At 69.5% G+C, this 16,909-nt stretch carries 15 protein-coding genes; 11 read left to right on the plus strand and 4 right to left on the minus strand.

The features are described from left to right. Positions 1-8: 8 nt before the first annotated feature. The gene (locus EGT29_RS25460) at positions 9-1,484 is read right to left on the minus strand and encodes an aldehyde dehydrogenase (RefSeq protein WP_341431863.1); all 1,476 of its coding nucleotides are present in this window, start codon (positions 1,482-1,484) and stop codon (positions 9-11) included. Between the two features lie 161 nt (positions 1,485-1,645). On the opposite strand from EGT29_RS25460, the gene EGT29_RS25465 reads away from it, so the two are divergent. Together EGT29_RS25465 and EGT29_RS25470 are read left to right on the plus strand one after the other, a co-directional pair. Then, positions 1,646-2,602 carry a LysR family transcriptional regulator gene (locus tag EGT29_RS25465; RefSeq protein WP_124691613.1) on the plus strand — a complete coding sequence of 319 codons (957 nt, stop codon included), beginning with the start codon at positions 1,646-1,648 and terminating at the stop codon, positions 2,600-2,602. 71 nt (positions 2,603-2,673) lie between these two features. After that, positions 2,674-4,506 carry an ABC transporter ATP-binding protein/permease gene (locus EGT29_RS25470; RefSeq protein ID WP_238160496.1) on the plus strand — a complete coding sequence of 611 codons (1,833 nt, stop codon included), beginning with the start codon at positions 2,674-2,676 and terminating at the stop codon, positions 4,504-4,506. Here the strand turns inward: EGT29_RS25470 and EGT29_RS25475 are convergent. Further along, positions 4,503-5,390, minus strand: a complete 888-nt coding sequence (locus tag EGT29_RS25475; protein WP_124691615.1) for a LysR family transcriptional regulator — start codon at positions 5,388-5,390, stop codon at positions 4,503-4,505. The two genes, EGT29_RS25470 and EGT29_RS25475, sit on opposite strands and share 4 nt — an antisense overlap. 92 nt (positions 5,391-5,482) lie before the next feature. On the opposite strand from EGT29_RS25475, the gene EGT29_RS25480 reads away from it, so the two are divergent. Genes EGT29_RS25480 through EGT29_RS25490 form a run of 3 tightly spaced genes read left to right on the plus strand, consistent with a single transcriptional unit; the run spans position 5,483 to position 8,621 of the window. Then, positions 5,483-6,493, plus strand: a complete 1,011-nt coding sequence (locus EGT29_RS25480; RefSeq protein ID WP_238160205.1) for a tripartite tricarboxylate transporter substrate binding protein — start codon at positions 5,483-5,485, stop codon at positions 6,491-6,493. Then, complete coding sequence (locus EGT29_RS25485; protein ID WP_238160206.1) at positions 6,493-7,731, plus strand: CaiB/BaiF CoA-transferase family protein; 1,239 nt, start codon at positions 6,493-6,495, stop codon at positions 7,729-7,731. Before EGT29_RS25480 ends, EGT29_RS25485 begins: the two co-directional genes overlap by 1 nt. Before the next feature lie 26 nt (positions 7,732-7,757). Beyond that, positions 7,758-8,621, plus strand: coding sequence for a CoA ester lyase (locus EGT29_RS25490; RefSeq protein ID WP_124691617.1), 864 nt, complete (start codon positions 7,758-7,760; stop codon positions 8,619-8,621). 46 nt (positions 8,622-8,667) lie between these two features. Here EGT29_RS25490 and EGT29_RS25495 read toward each other — a convergent pair whose 3' ends face one another. After that, positions 8,668-9,606, minus strand: a complete 939-nt coding sequence (locus EGT29_RS25495; RefSeq protein WP_124691618.1) for a glyoxylate/hydroxypyruvate reductase A — start codon at positions 9,604-9,606, stop codon at positions 8,668-8,670. A gap of 15 nt (positions 9,607-9,621) precedes the next feature. Continuing rightward, complete coding sequence (locus tag EGT29_RS25500) at positions 9,622-10,779, minus strand: class I SAM-dependent methyltransferase (RefSeq protein WP_124691619.1); 1,158 nt, start codon at positions 10,777-10,779, stop codon at positions 9,622-9,624. Positions 10,780-10,903: 124 nt separating this feature from the next. On the opposite strand from EGT29_RS25500, the gene EGT29_RS25505 reads away from it, so the two are divergent. The 6 genes from EGT29_RS25505 to EGT29_RS25530 all read left to right on the plus strand — a co-directional run bounded on the left by EGT29_RS25505 (position 10,904) and on the right by EGT29_RS25530 (position 16,837). Next, complete coding sequence (locus tag EGT29_RS25505) at positions 10,904-13,048, plus strand: hypothetical protein (protein ID WP_124691620.1); 2,145 nt, start codon at positions 10,904-10,906, stop codon at positions 13,046-13,048. Between the two features lie 101 nt (positions 13,049-13,149). Then, on the plus strand, positions 13,150-13,965 hold the full coding sequence (locus tag EGT29_RS25510) for an SDR family oxidoreductase (RefSeq protein WP_124691621.1): 816 nt from the start codon (positions 13,150-13,152) through the stop codon (positions 13,963-13,965). An 8-nt stretch (positions 13,966-13,973) separates the two neighbouring features. Then, positions 13,974-14,345, plus strand: a complete 372-nt coding sequence (gene folB, locus EGT29_RS25515) for a dihydroneopterin aldolase (protein WP_124691622.1) — start codon at positions 13,974-13,976, stop codon at positions 14,343-14,345. A 10-nt stretch (positions 14,346-14,355) separates the two neighbouring features. Then, complete coding sequence (gene ttcA / locus EGT29_RS25520) at positions 14,356-15,321, plus strand: tRNA 2-thiocytidine(32) synthetase TtcA (RefSeq protein ID WP_370283071.1); 966 nt, start codon at positions 14,356-14,358, stop codon at positions 15,319-15,321. Then, positions 15,318-16,073, plus strand: coding sequence for an ABC transporter ATP-binding protein (locus EGT29_RS25525; RefSeq protein WP_124691624.1), 756 nt, complete (start codon positions 15,318-15,320; stop codon positions 16,071-16,073). Before ttcA ends, EGT29_RS25525 begins: the two co-directional genes overlap by 4 nt. Beyond that, the gene (locus tag EGT29_RS25530; protein ID WP_124691625.1) at positions 16,070-16,837 is read left to right on the plus strand and encodes an ABC transporter permease; all 768 of its coding nucleotides are present in this window, start codon (positions 16,070-16,072) and stop codon (positions 16,835-16,837) included. The genes EGT29_RS25525 and EGT29_RS25530 overlap by 4 nt, the downstream gene beginning before the upstream one ends. Positions 16,838-16,909: the final 72 nt, after the last annotated feature.

Raw genomic sequence — 16,909 nt, forward strand, 5'->3', positions numbered from 1 at the left:
CCTCGGGTTCAGGCCATGCGGAAAGGATCGCGGGTCGCCCCCGCCAGCTCGACCCAGATCGACTTGGACTCCAGAAAGTCGTTGATGGAATCCAGGCCGTTCTCCCGCCCCATGCCGCTCGCCCCGAAGCCGCCGAACGGAGCGCTAGGCGCCACCGCCCGGTAGGAATTGATCCACACTGTGCCAGCGCGCAGTCGGGCCGCCGCGCGATGCGCGCGGCGCACGTCGTTGGTCCATACGGATCCGGCCAGCCCGTACTCCGTATCGTTCGCGATGCGCAGGGCCTCCTCCTCGGTCTCGAAGGTCTGCGTGCAGAGCACCGGTCCGAACACCTCGTCGCGCGCGATGTGCATGCCGGCCTTCACCCTGGTGAACACGGTGGGTTTGATGAACCATCCGCCAAGCTCTTCATCGGGGCCGCCGTACACGCACGTGGCGCCCTCGTCGCGGGCAGTCCGAAGATGCGACAGGATGCGCTCGTACTGCGGAGCGTTGGAGATCGGCCCCAGCTCCGTCGCCTCGTCCTGCGGATCGCCCAGGCGTATGGTCCGGGCCCGCGCCAGCACGCGCTCGATCACGGCGTCGTGGATGTCGCGATGGATGACCAGGCGGGAACCCGCCATGCACGTCTGGCCCGCCGCAGCGAAGATGCCGGCAATCACGCCATTGGCGGCCGCTTCGACGTCGGCGTCTTCGAACACTACCTGGGGCGACTTCCCCCCCAGTTCCAGTACGACGCCGTTCAGGTTGCCGCCCGCAGCCTGGGCCACCTTGCGCCCGGTCGCCGACGAGCCGGTGAACAGTACCCGGTCCACCCCGGGATGCGCGGCCAGGTAGGCACCCAGCTCCGGCGAACTTCCCGTCACGGCATTGAATACTCCGGGCGGAAAACCCGCTTCCTCCAGCAGTCTCCCAAACGCCAGCGTCGAGGCAGGCGCATGTTCGGACGGCTTGACGACGAAGGTGCAGCCGGCCGCCAGCGCGGGCGCCAGCTTGAACGCCATCAGCATCAGCGGGGCGTTCCACGGCGTGATCGCCGCCACGACCCCCGCGGGCTCGCGCGTGGTGTAGACGAGAAAGTTGCGCTTGTCCGTCGGAATGCACCGGCCCTCCAGCTTATCGGCCAGACCGGCGAAGTAACGGAACCACACCGGCAGGTAGCGGAGCTGGAAGATCATTTCGCGGTACAGCTTGCCCGAGTCCTGGACTTCCGTGCGAGCCAGACTCTCGGCCTGTGTCTCCAGCCTGTCCGCGAGGGCATGCATGAGCCGGGCGCGGTCGAAGCCCGTCATGCCGCCCCACGGCCCCTGCAACGCCCGCCGCGCCGCGGCCACCGCGGCGTCGACGTCGGCAGTCCCACCGTCCGGAACGCTGGCCCAGGGTTTGCAGGTATAGGGGTCCAGAGTCTCGAAGCTGCGGCCGGTTCGGGCTTCGACCGCCTTGCCGTCAATCAACATGGGAAAAAAGCGGGTGGACGCATCCACGGTGTGTCTCCTGTACGGGTAGTAGGTACGGTGTCTGGGGCCCCCATCGACCGGAACCGTCACTGTAGAAACACAGCTATTACTTTAGTATTGAATTTTCTGGGCAACCGTATATCCTTTGGTTATATGATCTCGCCGTGCCGGTTCCCGCGAACGTCCTCATGAGCAGCCTTCACCCCTTGCTGAACCGGGTCCGCCTGACCCACCTGCGCCTGCTCGTCGCCATCGCGGACTCCGGCTCGCTGCTGGCCGCTGCCCAGCTGCTGCACATGAGCCAGCCGGCGGCCACCAAGGCCCTCAAGCAGATGGAAGCGGGGCTGGGAGAAACCCTGGTCACTCGCACGGCGACGGGCAGCGCCCTCACACCGGTGGGACACTTGCTGTGCCACCGGGCCCGGCAGGTGTTGGCCGAACTGCGCGATGCCGAGCACGACATCGAGCTGTTCCACGAGGGCCACGTCGGCCAGGTCATCGTCGGATCGCTACCAGTCGCAACGACCTCGCTCGTACCCCAGGCCGTCTCCCGGCTGAACCAGGATCATCCCGGCATCGCCCTGCGGGTGTTCGAAGGCAGTTCCGAATCGCTGTTCCCCCGCCTCATGCAGGGCGACCTCGACGTGCTGATCGGCCGCTTCTGGCTGGGCGAACAGTCGGGTCTCGTCAACGAACCGCTGTTCGATTCGGAGTTTCGCATCGCGGCCGGCGCGCACCATCCGTTGGCGGCGCACGCCGGCCTCACGCTCGACGACCTGTTGACCTACCCCTGGATTCTTCCCCCGCCGAGCGATCACTTCCGAGTAGCCATCGACGACTTCTTCCGGTACCGGCGCGTGCGCCCGCCCGCGCACATCGTCGAGACGACCGCCTATGGCGTAGTGCGCGGGCTGCTGCGCACCACGAACATGGTGGTGCTGCTGCCGGAGGTCACGTTGCGCGACGACGTGCGCGACGGGTTCATTCGCTGGCTTCCGCTCAATCTGGAACTGCGCCTGCCGCCGGTCGGCATCGTCCGGGTGGCCCAGCGACCGGTGGCGCCCGCCGTGCAGACCTGGCTGCGCTACGTCCGGCAATCGGCCGCCGACCTGCTCACGCCTCCGGCGCCGGGCGCCCCCCTTTAAGGCGTCCTTAAGCCTGCCTGGCTAGGATGCTCGGGAGTCCCTTCGACCGAGTACAAGCCATGTCCCTCGCCATGCCCCGCCCCGACGCCCCGGCCGCCGACACCGGCCCGGCGCCCCGCGACATCCGCGGGCAGTTGCGCCTGGGCGCCACGTGGCGGCTGCTCAAGCCCTACTGGGTGTCCGGCGACCGCAGGGCGGCGCTCGGCATGCTGGCGCTGGTCGTCGGCCTGAACCTGGCCCTGGTGGCCGCCAACGTCTGGCTGACCAACTGGAACCGCGTCTTCTACAACGCCCTGGAAGCGCGCGACTTCGCGGCCTTCAAGCTGCAACTGGCGCACTTCTGCGTGATCGCGGCGGCGTTCATCGTCATCGCCATCATGAAGCAGTTCTACACCATGATGCTGGAGATGCGCTGGCGCACCTGGCTGACCGGCGAATGGCTGCAGCGCTGGACCTCCGGCCAGGCGTACTACCGGGTCGAGCAGGCTCACGGCGCCGACAACCCGGACCAGCGCCTGGCCGAAGACCTGCGCACCGTGGCCAGCACCAGCCTGACGCTGTCGCTGGGGCTGCTCAATTCGGTGGTGACGCTGCTGTCCTTCGTCACGCTGCTGTGGACCATATCCGGACCGCTCGTGTTCGCGCTGGGCGGCAGGACCGTTTCCATTCCCGGCTACATGGTGTGGTTCGCCGTGCTGTATGCCGTCGCGGGATCCTGGCTGACCCACAGGATAGGCAAACCGCTGATCGGCCTGAGCTTCCGCCAGGAACAGACCGAGGCCGACTTCCGCTACGCCCTGATGCGGCTGCGCGAGAATGCCGAGGGCGTCGCGCTGTACGGCGGCGAACCCGCCGAACGCGCGGGGCTGCGCGGATCCTTCGATCACATCCGCGAAAACTGGCGCGGGTTGATGATCTACACGCGCCGGCTGGTATTCGTGAACTCCGGCTATGGGCAGGTGGCGATCGTCTTTCCGCTGATCGTGGCCGCGCCGCATTATTTCTCCGGCGCGATCACGCTGGGCGTCCTGATGCAGATCGCCTCGGCCTTCGGCCAGGTGCAGGGCGCGCTGTCGTGGTTCGTGGACGGCTATGCCTCGCTGGTGGGCTGGCAGGCCGCCGCCAACCGCCTGCTGGATTTCCAGTCGGCGCTGGGCGCGGCCGAGGCCGAGCAGGCGGCGCGCGACGGCCTGCTCGGCATCGCGCTGGTCGAACGGGACCGCGCGCCAGCGCTTGGCGCCATCACCGCCGCCGGACTGGTGCTGGCCCTTCCCGGCCGGAACGAACGGCGGCCGTTGACCGATCCGTTCTCGATGACCGTGCGGCCGGGCGAACGGGTGCTGGTGACCGGTCCATCGGGCGCGGGCAAGAGCGTGCTGTTCCGCGCCATGGCCGGCATCTGGCCCTACGGCCGCGGCACCATCGAACGCCCCGCCGATGCGCGCACCCTGTTCCTGCCGCAGCGCAGCTACGTCCCCTCCGGCACGCTTGCCGCCGCGCTCGACTACCCCTCGCCGCCGGGCACCCACGACGACGCTACCCTGGCCGCCCTGCTGCGCGACTGCCGGCTGGAGCGGCTGGCCGGCCTGCTGCAGCGGCGCGACAACTGGGGGATGCGGCTGTCGCCGGGCGAGCAGCAGCGCCTGGCCTTCGCCCGCGCCATCCTGCAGCAGCCCGACTTCCTGTTCCTGGACGAGGCGACCTCGGCGCTGGACGAGGAAACCGAGGCCGCCATGTATGCCCTGCTGGTCGAACGCCTGCCGCGCGCGGCCATCGTCAGCATCGCCCACCGCAGCACGGTCGCGCGCTGGCATGGCCGGCATCTGCGCTACCGGCCGGTGCACGCGGCGGGGGACGAACCGCGCTACCTGCCGGCGGACGAAACGCTGCCGCAGCCCGCTTAGGCGGCCGCGTCCCTGGCCTGGGCCGCCACCCGCTCGAACGCCGCCCGCAGCACGGCCAGCGCCGGCTTGTCGACGTCCGCGCGGCGGCAGACGAAGGCGATCTGGCGGCGGGGCCCGCCGCGCCCCAGCGACAGTTCGCGGAAGCGGTAGGCCTTGCGCAACGGGTCGTAGGGCTGCGGAATGATGGAGACCCCCAGTCCCGCCGAGACCATCGCGATGATGGCGTGGCTGGACAGGAGATCGATGCGGCTCTTCATGCGCGGATGCAGGCGGTGCACGTATTGCGCGGCGATGCGGCCGCCGGTGGAGGTCTTGTCGAAGCGTATCCAGTCATGGCCGCGCAGCAGTTGCTCGACCGTGTCGCCCCGCGCGTCGGGCGGCGCCACCAGCACCATGGTTTCGTGCATCAGCGTCTGCCAGTGCAGCCGGCTCGATCCGCCCGATTGCGGCCGCACCAGCACCGCGGCGTCGATGGCGCCGTCGCGCAGCTCGCCCAGCAGCCGCTCCGAGCGGCCCCGGGCCAGGTGCACGTCCAGTTCGGGATAGTCCGATTGCAGCACCTTCATCGCCATGGGCAGCAGCGTGGCCTGGATGGAATCGATGGTGCCCAGCGCGACCTTGCCGGACACCCGGGTCTGGCGCCGCGCGCGCAGGGTCTCCAGCGATTCCAGCGTGCCCTGGACCAGCGCCGCGAGTTCGTGGGCGAACGGCGTGGGGCGCGCCCGGCGCGCCGCGCGGTCGAACAGGGGCTGACCGAAATGCTGCTCCAGGTACTTGATGTGCTGGCTGACCGCCCCGGGGGTCAGGTTCACCTCTTCGGCAGCGGCCGCGAAAGTGCCTCGGCGCAGGACGGCGCAAAGGGTCTGCAGGAATTCCAGTTTCATTAGATTTCCTAAACTGACGTATCACGAAAAATCGCTTTTCGTAGTTTATCGAGTGTCTAGAATCCTCCGGATAATCATGACAGGAGACACCCGTGAAGACCGTCCCGCCCACCCCTGATCTGCCCCTTTTCCGTCCCGGCCGCCGCGCGGCCTGCCTGGCCGCGGCGCTTGCCTGCGCCGGACCGGCGCAGGTGCTGGCCCTGGAAGCCTTTCCCGCCCGGCCGGTCACGCTGATCGTGCCCAATCCGCCCGGCGGCTCCAACGACGTGTTCGCCCGCGCGATCGGCAAGCGCCTGGGCGACGCGCTGGGCCAGCCGGTGGTGGTGGACAACAAGGCCGGCGCGGGCGGCAGTGTGGGCGCGGGGCTGGCTGCGCGCGCGCAGCCGGACGGCTACACGCTGCTGTTCGTGTCGTCCACCTACACCACCAACGCCGCCATCCAGACCGGCCTGCCGTTCGATCCGGTGCACGCGTTCACGCCGGTCGCCATGGTGGCCAAGGGACCGATGATCCTGACGGTGAACAACGACCTGCCGGCCAAGACGCCGCAGGAGCTGCTCGCGCTGGCGAAAAGCCAGCCGGGCAAGCTGAACTACGCCAGTTCGGGGGTGGGCAGCATCAACCACTTCGCCACCCACCAGTATGCCCAGGTGGCGGGCGTGCAGATGACGCACGTCCCGTACAAGGGCATGGCGCCGGCCATCAACGACCTGATCGGCGGGCACATCCAGGTGCTGATCGCCAGCGGCCCGTCCATCCTGCCCACCGTGAAGGCGGGCAAGGTGCGCGCGCTGGGCGTAACCAGCGCCACGCCCTCGGCGGTGGCGCCCGGGCTGGCGCCGCTGGCCGCCACCGGCGCGCCGGGCTACGAGTCGGGACTGTGGTGGGGCATCCTGGCACCCGCGGGCACGCCGGCCCCGGTCGTGGCTCGCCTGAACACCGAGATCAATCGTATCCTGGGCCAGGACGAGATCAAGGACCTGCTGCTGCGCGAAGGCGCCGAGCCCGACCCCAAGACGGCGGACGCGTTCGGCGCTCAGCTGCGGGGCGACATCGAGCAATGGCGCCGCATCGCCCAGCAGGCGAACATCAAGGCGGAGTGATGGCATCGTTGAAGCAACGCGGTTACGAACCCGGCGCGGGCGGCCCGCTGTCGGACGTGCGCATCCTGGACCTGTCGCGGCTGGTGGCGGGCAACACGCTCACCCAGGTGCTGGCGGACTTCGGCGCCGACGTGGTCAAGGTGGAAAGCCCGGACGGCGACACCCTGCGCGCCTGGCGCACCCAGGACGTGGACACCAACTGGAAGCTGTACGCGCGCAACAAGAAAAGCCTGGGCCTGGACTTGCGCCAACCCGCGGCGCGCGAACTGCTGCTGGAGTTGGCGGCATCGGCCGCGGTGCTGGTCGAGAGTTTCAAGCCGGGCGTGCTGGAAGCCATGGGCCTCGCGCCCGACGTGCTGCTGGCGCGCAATCCCCGCCTGGTCGTGGTGCGCATCTCGGGCTGGGGCCAGACCGGGCCCTATCGCGGCCGGCCCGGCTTCGGCACGCTGGTCGAAGGCATCTCGGGCTTCGCCGCCATGAACGGCTTCGCCGACCGCGAACCGGTGCTGCCACCCATGTACCTGGCCGACACGGTGGCCGGGCTGTACGGCGTGGCGGGCCTGCTGATCGCGCTGCGCGAGGTCGAGGTCAACGGCGGCCAGGGGCAGGTGATCGACCTGCCCCTGCTCGACCCGCTGTTCGCGGTGCTCGGCCCGCAAGCCGCCAACTACCGGCTGACCGGACGCATCAAGCCGCGCACCGGCAGCCGTTCGACCAACTCCGGTCCGCGCAACGCCTATCGCTGCAAGGACGGCCTGTACGTGGGCCTGTCGGCCTCGACCCAGAAGATGGCCGAGCGCCTGTTCGTTTCCATCGGCCGGCCCGACCTGGCCGCCGATCCCCGCTACCGCACCAACGCCGACCGCGTGCGCCATGCCGAGGAACTCGACGCCATCATCGCCGCCTTCATCGCCCAGCGCACGCAGGCCGAGAACGTCCGCTTCTTCGAGCAGGCCCAGGTCACCATCGGCCCCATCTACGACATCTCGCAGATCGTCGACGACCCGCACTTCCTCGACCGCGAGATCCTGGCCGACTACCCCGATCCCGACATGGGCGCCTTTCCCATGCATCACGTGGTGCCGCGCATGAGCGGCACGCCCGGCGCGATCCGCACCCCGGCCCCGGCCATCGGCCAGCACAACCGCGAGCTGCTGGCGGGGCTGGGCGTGGACGACGGCCGCTATCGCGAACTGCTGCGGGACGGCGCCGTACACCAGGAAAACGAGGACCGCTGAAGGTTCCCACCGCCAAGAGATTTCCCATGCGCAGCAAACTCTTCGTTCCCGGCTCCCGCCCCGAACTCTTCGCCAAGGCCCTGGCCGGCGAGGCCGACGCACTGTCCTTCGATCTGGAGGATTCGGTACCGCCCGACCGCAAGAACGAGGCGCGCCAGGCCGTCGCGGCCTGCCTCGCGCAGCGGACCGCCGACGCGGGCAAGCGCATGGTCGTGCGCATCAACGCCTGGGACACGCCGCATTTCGGCGCCGACCTGGACGCGGTGGCGCTGCCGGCGCTGGACCTGGTCAACCTGCCCAAGGCCGAATCCCCGCGCGCCATCCAGGCCACGGCGCTGCGGCTGGACGAGATCGAACGGGCGCGGGGCATCGTCCGGCCGATCGGCATCCTGGTCAACATCGAGACGCCCGAGGCCCTGGCGCGGGCCGCGGAACTGGCGGGCGCCCATCCGCGCGTGGCGGGCCTGCAAGTCGGGCTGGGCGACCTGTTCGAAGACCTGGGCGTGGACCGGCGCGACGCCGCCGCCGTCCACCACGTCCTGCTGGCCATACGGCTGGCCGCCGGCCGCGCGGGCGTCTGGGCCTGCGACGGCGCCTACGCCGACATCGCCGATCGCGCGGGCTACGTGGCCGAGGCGCACATGGCCCGGCGGCTGGGCTACGTGGGCAAGAGCTGTATCCACCCCAGCCAGGTGGCGGCGGCCAACGAGGCCTTCCGGCCCACCGACGAGGAAATCCGGCACGCGGCACGGGTGCTGCAAGCCGAGCAGGAAGCGGCGCGCGCCGGCCTGGGCGCCTTCACCGTGGACGGCCGCATGGTGGACGCGCCCTTCATCCGCCGGGCCCGCGCCATCGTGGAAACGGCGCGCCGCCTGGGGCTGGCGGTCTAGGGCCTGCTCACGCTAAAAGGAGGCTCGCACAGGCCGGGAACGGGCCCTAGTATCCCCGCCGCGGGTCCAGGCCCTGGAGCGGTTCACCGGCCTCGTGGCGGGCGATGCGGGCGGCGATCTGCGCCACGCTTTCCTCGACCATGGACAGCGCCGAGACGTGCGGCGTGACCTCGATGCGGGGATGGCGCCAGAAGGGATGGTCCGGCGGCAGCGGTTCCTGGTGGAACACGTCGAGCGCCGCGCGGCTGAGCCGGCCGCTGTCCAACGCGCGCAGGAGGTCCGCCTCGACGACGTGGCTGCCGCGGCCCAGGTTCACCACATGGCCGCCCTCGGCCATGACATCGAACACCCGGGCCGACAGGATGCCCCGGGTGGCCGGCGTGTCGGGCAGGAGGTTGAGCAGCATGCGCGCGCCGGACGCGAAGCGGATCAAGGCGTCGGGGCCGGCATGCGTCTCGATGCCCGGGACCGTTCGCGGCGTGCGGCTATAAAGCCGCACCGGATAGCCCTGGGCCGCCAGCGCGCGCGCCACCGGCAGGCCGAGCTGGCCGGCGCCGAGCACGCCTACCGTGAACGCCTCGGTGCGATGAGGCTCCAGCGGTTGCCATACGCCCTCGCGCGCCTGTTCCTCGTAGGCGTCGAAACGCCGCTGGTAGCGCAGCGCGCAGTACAGCGCGTACTCGACCATCTGCCGCGCCATGCCGGCATCCTCCAGGCGCAGCAGCGGCACGCGATGCGTCACGGCTTCGGGGTGGGCGCGCATGATGGCCAACAGGGCGTCCACGCCCGCGCCCAGGTTGAAGACGGCCTTCAGGCCGGGGCGCTCGGCCAGGGACGGCGCCGGCGCCATCCAGTACAACAGGTAGTCGGCGGGTCCGTCGTCGCCGGGTTGCCAGCTGCGCACCCGCGCCGACGGCAGCGCCGCGCGCAGCGCCGCCAGCCAGCGGCCGTGGTCGATCCCGCTCATGGCCAGGAGTATGTCCATCGCGTTCCCCAACGGCTACAGCGTGTGGCTGCGGTCGCCCCGGCCGAAGCCCGACAGCGGCCGGTCCAGGCCGCGGCCCACCGCCAGCACCTTGAACAGCTCGCCCATCTCGGCCGGCGACAGCAGTTTCTGCACCGGCGCCACCGCCTGCGCATAAGCGGCCACGTCGGCCGGATCCACGCGCGACAACAGGTCCATCAGCCCGGCGTTCATCAGGAAGCTGGCCTGCGAGGCATAACCCAGCACCTCCAGCCCGCCCTCGACCGCCGCCTCGGCCATGGCCGTGAAATCGACGTGGGCGGTGATGTCCTGCACGCCCACGGCGACGAGCGGATCGGCGTGCGCCACGTGCCGCAGGTGGCACATCAGCGTGCCTTCCGCGCGCTGCGGATGGTAGTACTCGGCCCGCGCGAATCCATAGTCGACCAGCAGCGCCGCGCCCGCCTTCAGCCATGCGCCCATGCCGCGCACGAAAGCCTCGCCCCGCAGGTTGATCTCGGACAGGTAACCCGGCAACGGCGGCATTCTCGATGAAACGGCCTCGACCAGGTCGGCCGGAGCGGCGCGTTCCCGCCAGACGAAGCGCGCGTTCTCGTCCAAGGCCACGCCGCGCTCCGCCAGGCCGCCTTCGGTCCAGCGGAACAGCCGCACGGGCATGGCGTCGAGCACCTCGTTGGCCACCACGCAGCCGGTAAAGGCAGCCGGCAGGGCATCGAGCCATTCCACCCGGTCGCCGTAAGCCGCCAGCCGGGCGCGCTGGCGATCGCGCAAGTCGGCCGAAACCTCCACGATGCGGTAGCGCGCCGCCACGCCCAGTTCGTCCAGCGCCGCCAGCATCCCCGCCGCCAAGGCGCCGGTGCCGGCGCCGAACTCCAATACCTCGATGCCGCCGCAGGCCTCGAGCACCTCGGCCACCTGGCGCGCCATGGTCTGCGCAAACAGCGGCGTGAGTTCGGGCGCGGTCACGAAATCGCCGGACGGATGCCGTCCCCCTTCGGCCAGCTTGGCGCTGCCGGCGGCGTAGTAGCCCAGGCCGGGCGCATAAAGGGCCTGCTCCATCCAGCGATCGAACGGCAGCCAGCCCGCAGCGCCGCGTATCTGCGCGGCAAGATGGTCGGCAACCAGACGGGAATGGGCGCTGGACGCGGGGTCGAGATCGGGAAGCTTGTTCATGCCGCCATTTTCCCATGACCTCGCGCCGCAACCGGCGGACGGCCTTGCGAATACCCACTTATAGGGATCCCGCCCCGCCGGCGGCGCTGATAGGCTGATCCGTCCTTCATGCGAACCGGATCCCATGGATAGACGTGATTTCCTGAACACCGCCGCCGCGAGCGGCATGCTGGCGTGGCTGTCCGGCTGCGGAGGCAGCGGCGCCATCGTGTCCGACGAGATCGAGTACCGCTACGGCCTCGACATGCTGCCCGAATCCCCGGCCATCGACCCCGCCCTGCTGTCAGCGCCCACGCCGGGCCAGAGCTTCTCGGTATCGGTCATGATCGGCGATACCCCGCAAGCCGGCGTGCAGGTACAGGTCTACGACATCCACGACATCCTGGTGGACAGCGGCACCACCGATGCCGCCGGCGCATTCGTTTCCACCGCGGAAGGCCGGAATTTCCTGGTGGCCGTGGCCGATACGGCCCAGGGTCGGCTGTACGGGTTCGAATACAACTTCGGGACGAAGATCCAGCCGGTGATCGACGTCAACCTGCTGCCGACCGTCCTGGCCAGGCTGTACGATCGCACCCGCCTGTCTCCGGCCGGCATCGATTTCGTGATGAAGAAGTTCTTCGGCGTCGACGCCTGGATCCTGCTGTCGGACCTCGGCCCGACGGGCAGCGCGCTGGACCAGGCCCGGCTCGCGCAGCGCGCCCAGGCCTCGGGCCTGGGGCTGCAAGGCTACCTCGACGCGCTGGTCGATGGCATGGCCCAAGGCATCGCCGACGGCTTCGCCACGAACTACGAGACGCTGGCCGGCTCCGGCTCCCGGCGTTCCGTGCAATCGGCGGCCAAGGCGCCGGACGAGTGCGGCGGCACGCCCCGGTACGACGATCTCATCGATGAAAACATTCCCGACGAGTTGAAGGATCTGGTCAACCGCTACTGGACCCAGGCCGCCAAGTGGGCCCTCGGCTTCGCCGTCAAGAAAGGCGCGAGCGCCATCGGCGTGCCCATCATCGGCACCGTGGGCGACCTGATCCTGGCGATGCTGTTCCCTTCTTCCGATCCCGTCAAGGAAGCCCTGGCGGAAATCAAGGCGCAGCTGCGCGACCTGTCCGCCAACATCCAGCAGCTCCTGCAACGGCTGGACAAGGCCGAGTTCAACCGCAGCTTCGACGAAGTGCGCAGCGTATTCAACGCCTTCGACGCGATCGCCGTCTCGATAAACCGCACCTCCGACAACTACGAGCGCGGCGCGATTTCGCTGGAAGACTACTCGGCCGACATGCTCAGGCACTGCAACGACCTGGTGGCCCGGGACGCGCAACTGGTCGAAGCCTACAACCGATTCGTCGGCCTGCGTTCATTCCTCGGTGCCGGCGTGCTTACCCGCTGGATGGAATACATGGGCAAGGGCCACTATTACTCCGCCCTGGTGCAGAAGCAATACACCGACCTGCTCGATTACTTCCAGCAGTGGAACACCCTGTGCTACGCCTACCTGATCAATGCCCATGAGTCGATCGAGAAGCTTACCGGCAAGAAGGTCAACGCCGCGACGGTGCTGCGGCTGAACCAGTTGCTGGAAGCCACCGCCACCAATCTGGAAAAGCTGCGCCCGCGCTACCTGGGCAGCCGCCGCCAGTTCATCGACCTGCGCTACGGCCTTACCTGGGTTGGCCGCTGCACGGCCACCGACCAGGTGGATGCCATGATGCCCGCGGCGCAAAGCCAGGCGTTCCGGCTGCCCGGCCATCTGGACCTGCCCAGGGAGATGCGCAATACCTACGTCGATCCGTGCTCGCCCGACGACATGCCGCCCGGATGGTCCGCGGCCATCGGCGAAGACCTGATCGCCCAGTTCTCGTGGCGGCTGCCCAGCGCGGCCGAGCTCAACAGCTCGTTCGCCACCGTCATCCGCGACCGCTACGGCAAGGCGTTCAACTTCCAGACTTTCGCCGACGAGTTCAACCTGTCCGACAGCACCGGCTTTTGCCGCGTAACCAAGCCCGCCGTACCCATCGACGCCGTCGTGCTGCGCGACCCCATCGAGGGCGCGGGCCGCCGGCCCATCGACGGCGGCAGGGGCTTCCGGCTGAGCCTGTACGACCTGGGCAAGCTGGCCTCCTACAAAAGGACGGCCTATGCCCAGCCGGACGGCGGCCAGCTGTTGGGCGGTGAATACTATTTCTTCCCCGTGGCCGACATACCGCAGGAAACCCTGGCCAGGTACCTGCCCTGGTCCGTCTATCAGGCGGCCGACGATCTGAACCTGTAATCCACCCGCCTTCTCCCCCCGGCCCTGGCCGGGCGAGGGGCGCAGCCGGGCGGCTCCTTGCTAAAATCCCCGCTTTGCCGCCTTTCCGGACCCGACTCGCCATGCGCGAAGCGCGCCCTTCCTCCCCCCGTCCCGTCGTCCTGGTCACCGGCGCCGCCCGCCGCATCGGCCGGGAAATCGCGCTGGCCTTCGCCCGCGCGGGCTGGGACGTGGCCGTGCACTATGCGACCTCGCGCGACGCCGCGCTGGAAACCTGCGACGCCCTGCGGGCCCTGGGCGCCCGCGCCGAGGCCCATGCCTGCGACCTGGCCGACCCGGCCGCCGCCGAAACGCTGGTCCCCGCCGTCCAGGCCGGATTCGGCCGCGTGGACGCGCTGGTCAACAACGCCTCCACCTTCGAATACGACGACGTCGCCTCGTTCGACGCCCGGATGCTGCAGACCCATCTGCTGCCCAACCTGGTCGCGCCCGTGGTACTGGCGCGCGCGCTGGCGGCGGACGTGGCGCGGCGCGGCCCGGACGCCCGCGGGGCGGTGGTCAACCTGCTGGACCAGAAGCTCTGGAACTACAACCCGGACTTCTTCTCCTACACGCTGAGCAAGGCCGCCCTGGAAGCCGCCACGACCATGCTGGCCCAGGCGCTGGCGCCAGCGGTGCGGGTGGTGGGCGTGGCGCCCGGGCTGACCATGATCAGCCATCTGCAAACGCCCCAGCAGTTCGCGCAAACCCATGCGATGTCGCCGCTGGGCCATGCCAGCCATCCCGAGGACATCGCCCAGGCGGTCCTGTTCGCGGCGCAGAACCGTTCGATCACCGGCACGACGCTGCTGGTGGACGGCGGACAGCACCTGGTCAGTTTCGACCGCGACTTCAGCATGATGAACCCGCCGGCGGGCGCCGCCGCCGGCCAGACTTGAGTGGAACCATGGGCACACGCCGCATTTTCTTCAACCGCCTGGCCATCGATGCGCAGATAGGCATACTGGACCACGAACGCGGCGCCACCCAGCCCCTGCACGTGGACGCCGAGATCGACCTGGAAGGCGTGGACATGCCGGCCCATGACGGCATCCAGGAAGTGCTGGACTACCGGCGCCTGCGCGAGTGCATCATCGACGAATGCACGCGCACCCACGTCAACCTGATCGAGACCCTGTGCGACCGCCTGGCCGCGCGGCTGCTGGCCCAGTTCCCCGAGATCCGCGACGTGCGCCTGCGCGTGGCCAAGCCCCAGGCCTTCGCCGACTGCGCCGCCGTGGGCATCGAGGTCACGGCCAGCCGGGGCCGGGGGATCTGACATGGACGCCATCGTCATCCCCGCCACGCCGGCCGCGGACGCGGGCCGCGCGCGGCTCAAGCTGGAACGCGAGCGCAACAAGCTGGAAAAGCGCCTGATGCGCGAGGCCGGCCGCGCCATCGGCGACTTCAACATGATCGAGGCGGGCGACCGCGTGATGGTGTGCCTGTCGGGCGGCAAGGACTCCTACGGGATGCTCGACATCCTGCTCAAGCTGCGCGAGCGGGCTCCCATCGACTTCGACCTCATCGCCGTCAACCTCGACCAGAAACAGCCCGGCTTCCCCGACGACGTGCTGCCGTGCTACCTGACCGAGCTGGGCGTGCCCTTCCACATCGAGACCCAGGACACCTACTCCATCGTCACCCGCGTCATTCCCGAAGGCAAGACGATGTGCTCGCTCTGTTCGCGGCTGCGGCGCGGCATCCTGTACCGCGTCGCCGACGAGCTGAAGGCGACCAAGATCGCGCTGGGCCACCACCGCGACGACATCCTCGCCACGTTCTTCATGAACATGTTCTATGGCGGGCAGCTGAAAAGCATGCCGCCCAAGCTGGTGTCCGACGACGGCCGCCACACGGTGATCCGGCCGCTGGCCTACATCAAGGAAGACGACCTGATCGCCTACGCGCAGTGGAAGGGCTTCCCCATCATCCCCTGCAACCTGTGCGGCTCGCAGGAAAACCTCAAGCGCAAGGAAGCCGGGCGCCTGATCGACGAATGGGAACGCGCCTTCCCGGGACGGATCGAGAACATCTTCAACGCCCTGTCGCGCGTGACGCCCTCGCACCTGCTCGACCGCGGCCTGTTCGACTTCGCCAACCTGCGGCCCACGGGCGTGCCCGACCCGGACGGCGACACCGCCTTCGACCACGTCGATCCGCAGCCCTCCGCGGCCAGCCCGTGCGGCGACGAGGCCGACGAGCCCCTGGCCGAACGCACCGTACGCTTCTTCCGCGACGGCCCCGCGCATTGAACGCCACGCCGGTCCTGGAAGCCCGAGGCGTCGCCCGCCGCTTTCCCAACGGCGTGGATGCCCTGTCGCCGATCGACCTGACCGTGCGCGCGGGCGAGTTCGTCACCCTGCTGGGCCCGTCCGGGTGCGGCAAGACGACCCTGCTGCGCATCTTCGCCGGACTGGACACGCCCACCGCCGGCACCCTGCGGCGGCATGGCGACGTCGACGACCTGTCTTACGTATTCCAGGACGCCACCCTGATGCCCTGGGCCTCGGTGGCGACCAACGTGCGGCTGCCGCTGGACCTGGAGCGCGGCCCGCGCCGGCTGCCCATGGAGGCCCGGCGCGGCAGGGTGCGCGAGGCGCTGGAACGGGTGGGGCTGGCCGACTTCGATACCGCGCGCCCCAGCGAACTGTCCGGCGGCATGCGCATGCGCGTATCCATTGCCCGCGCGCTGGCGACCAGGCCCAGCCTGCTGCTGATGGACGAACCCTTCGGCGCGCTGGACGACATCACCCGCCAGCACCTGGACGATGAACTGCTGGGACTGGCCGCCCGGCAGGACCTGACCGTGGTGTTCGTGACCCACAGCATCTTCGAGGCCGTCTACCTGTCGAGCCGCGTCGTCGTCCTGTCGCGCCGGCCCGGCCGCATCGTGGCCGACATTCCCATCGAAGCCCCCGTCCGCGACGCCGCCTTCCGCGTCTCGCCCGCCTTCGCCATGCAGGCCGCGCGCCTGCAGGCGGCGCTGCTGGAGGGGCAGCGATGAACGCCTGGCTGCGCCTGGGCGCGCCCGCGGTGGTCGCGCTGGTCGTGATCGGGCTTTGGCAGGCCCTGGTGCGCGCGTTCGACGTCCCCATCTACCTGGTGCCCGCGCCGACGGACGTGGCCCAGGCCCTGGTGCGGGACTGGGAGCTCCTGTCCGGCTCGCTGTGGGTCACGCTGGAGATCACCGGCCTGGCGCTGCTGGCGGCTACCGTGCTGGGCGTGCTGCTGGCCTTCCTGTTCGTGCAGAGCCGCGTCATCGAGGCCAGCCTGTTCCCCTACGCGGTGCTGCTCCAGGTCACGCCCATCGTGGCGGTCGCGCCGCTCATCATCATCTGGGTCAAGCACACCCTGGTGGCGCTGACCCTGTGCGCCACCATCGTCGCGATCTTCCCCATCATCAGCAACACCGTGCTGGGGCTGCGCAGCATCGACCCGGGCCTGCTCGACTTCTTCCGCCTGAAGCGGGCCAGCCGCTGGCAGATCCTGTGGCGGCTGCGCCTGCCGTCGGCCCTGCCGGCCTTCTTCGGCGGCCTGCGCATCGCCTGCGGCCTGGCCCTGATCGGCGCCGTCGTGGCCGAGTTCGTCGCCGGCACCGGCGGCTCGCAAACCGGCCTGGCCTACCAGATCCTGCAGGCCGGCTACCAGATCAACATCCCCCGCCTGTTCGCCGCGCTGCTGCTCATCACCGTGGCCGGCGTGGTGCTGTTCGCGGCGATGACGCTGTTGTCGCGCGTCGTGCTGCGGGGCTGGCACGAGATGCGGTAAGCCATCCAGGACCTGCCTGTCCTGTTTTCACCACGCCTCATGTGCTACCCTGTACTTATCATGTAACACATC

The organism is Pigmentiphaga sp. H8, from assembly GCF_003854895.1.
In the GTDB taxonomy this organism is placed as follows: Bacteria; Pseudomonadota; Gammaproteobacteria; order Burkholderiales; family Burkholderiaceae_B; genus Pigmentiphaga.

Bases quoted from the DNA above. Each gene is read 5' to 3' on its own strand.
- EGT29_RS25505 (WP_124691620.1), top strand. From the start codon at position 10,904: ATGGATAGACGTGATTTCCTGAACACCGCCGCCGCGAGCGGCATGCTG.
- EGT29_RS25490 (WP_124691617.1), top strand. From the start codon at position 7,758: ATGCGCAGCAAACTCTTCGTTCCCGGCTCCCGCCCCGAACTCTTCGCC.
- EGT29_RS25530 (WP_124691625.1), top strand. From the start codon at position 16,070: ATGAACGCCTGGCTGCGCCTGGGCGCGCCCGCGGTGGTCGCGCTGGTC.
- EGT29_RS25495 (WP_124691618.1), bottom strand. From the start codon at position 9,606: ATGGACATACTCCTGGCCATGAGCGGGATCGACCACGGCCGCTGGCTG.
- EGT29_RS25500 (WP_124691619.1), bottom strand. From the start codon at position 10,779: ATGAACAAGCTTCCCGATCTCGACCCCGCGTCCAGCGCCCATTCCCGT.
- EGT29_RS25485 (WP_238160206.1), top strand. From the start codon at position 6,493: ATGGCATCGTTGAAGCAACGCGGTTACGAACCCGGCGCGGGCGGCCCG.
- EGT29_RS25475 (WP_124691615.1), bottom strand. From the start codon at position 5,390: ATGAAACTGGAATTCCTGCAGACCCTTTGCGCCGTCCTGCGCCGAGGC.
- folB (WP_124691622.1), top strand. From the start codon at position 13,974: ATGGGCACACGCCGCATTTTCTTCAACCGCCTGGCCATCGATGCGCAG.
- EGT29_RS25470 (WP_238160496.1), top strand. From the start codon at position 2,674: ATGCCCCGCCCCGACGCCCCGGCCGCCGACACCGGCCCGGCGCCCCGC.
- EGT29_RS25465 (WP_124691613.1), top strand. From the start codon at position 1,646: ATGAGCAGCCTTCACCCCTTGCTGAACCGGGTCCGCCTGACCCACCTG.
- EGT29_RS25510 (WP_124691621.1), top strand. From the start codon at position 13,150: ATGCGCGAAGCGCGCCCTTCCTCCCCCCGTCCCGTCGTCCTGGTCACC.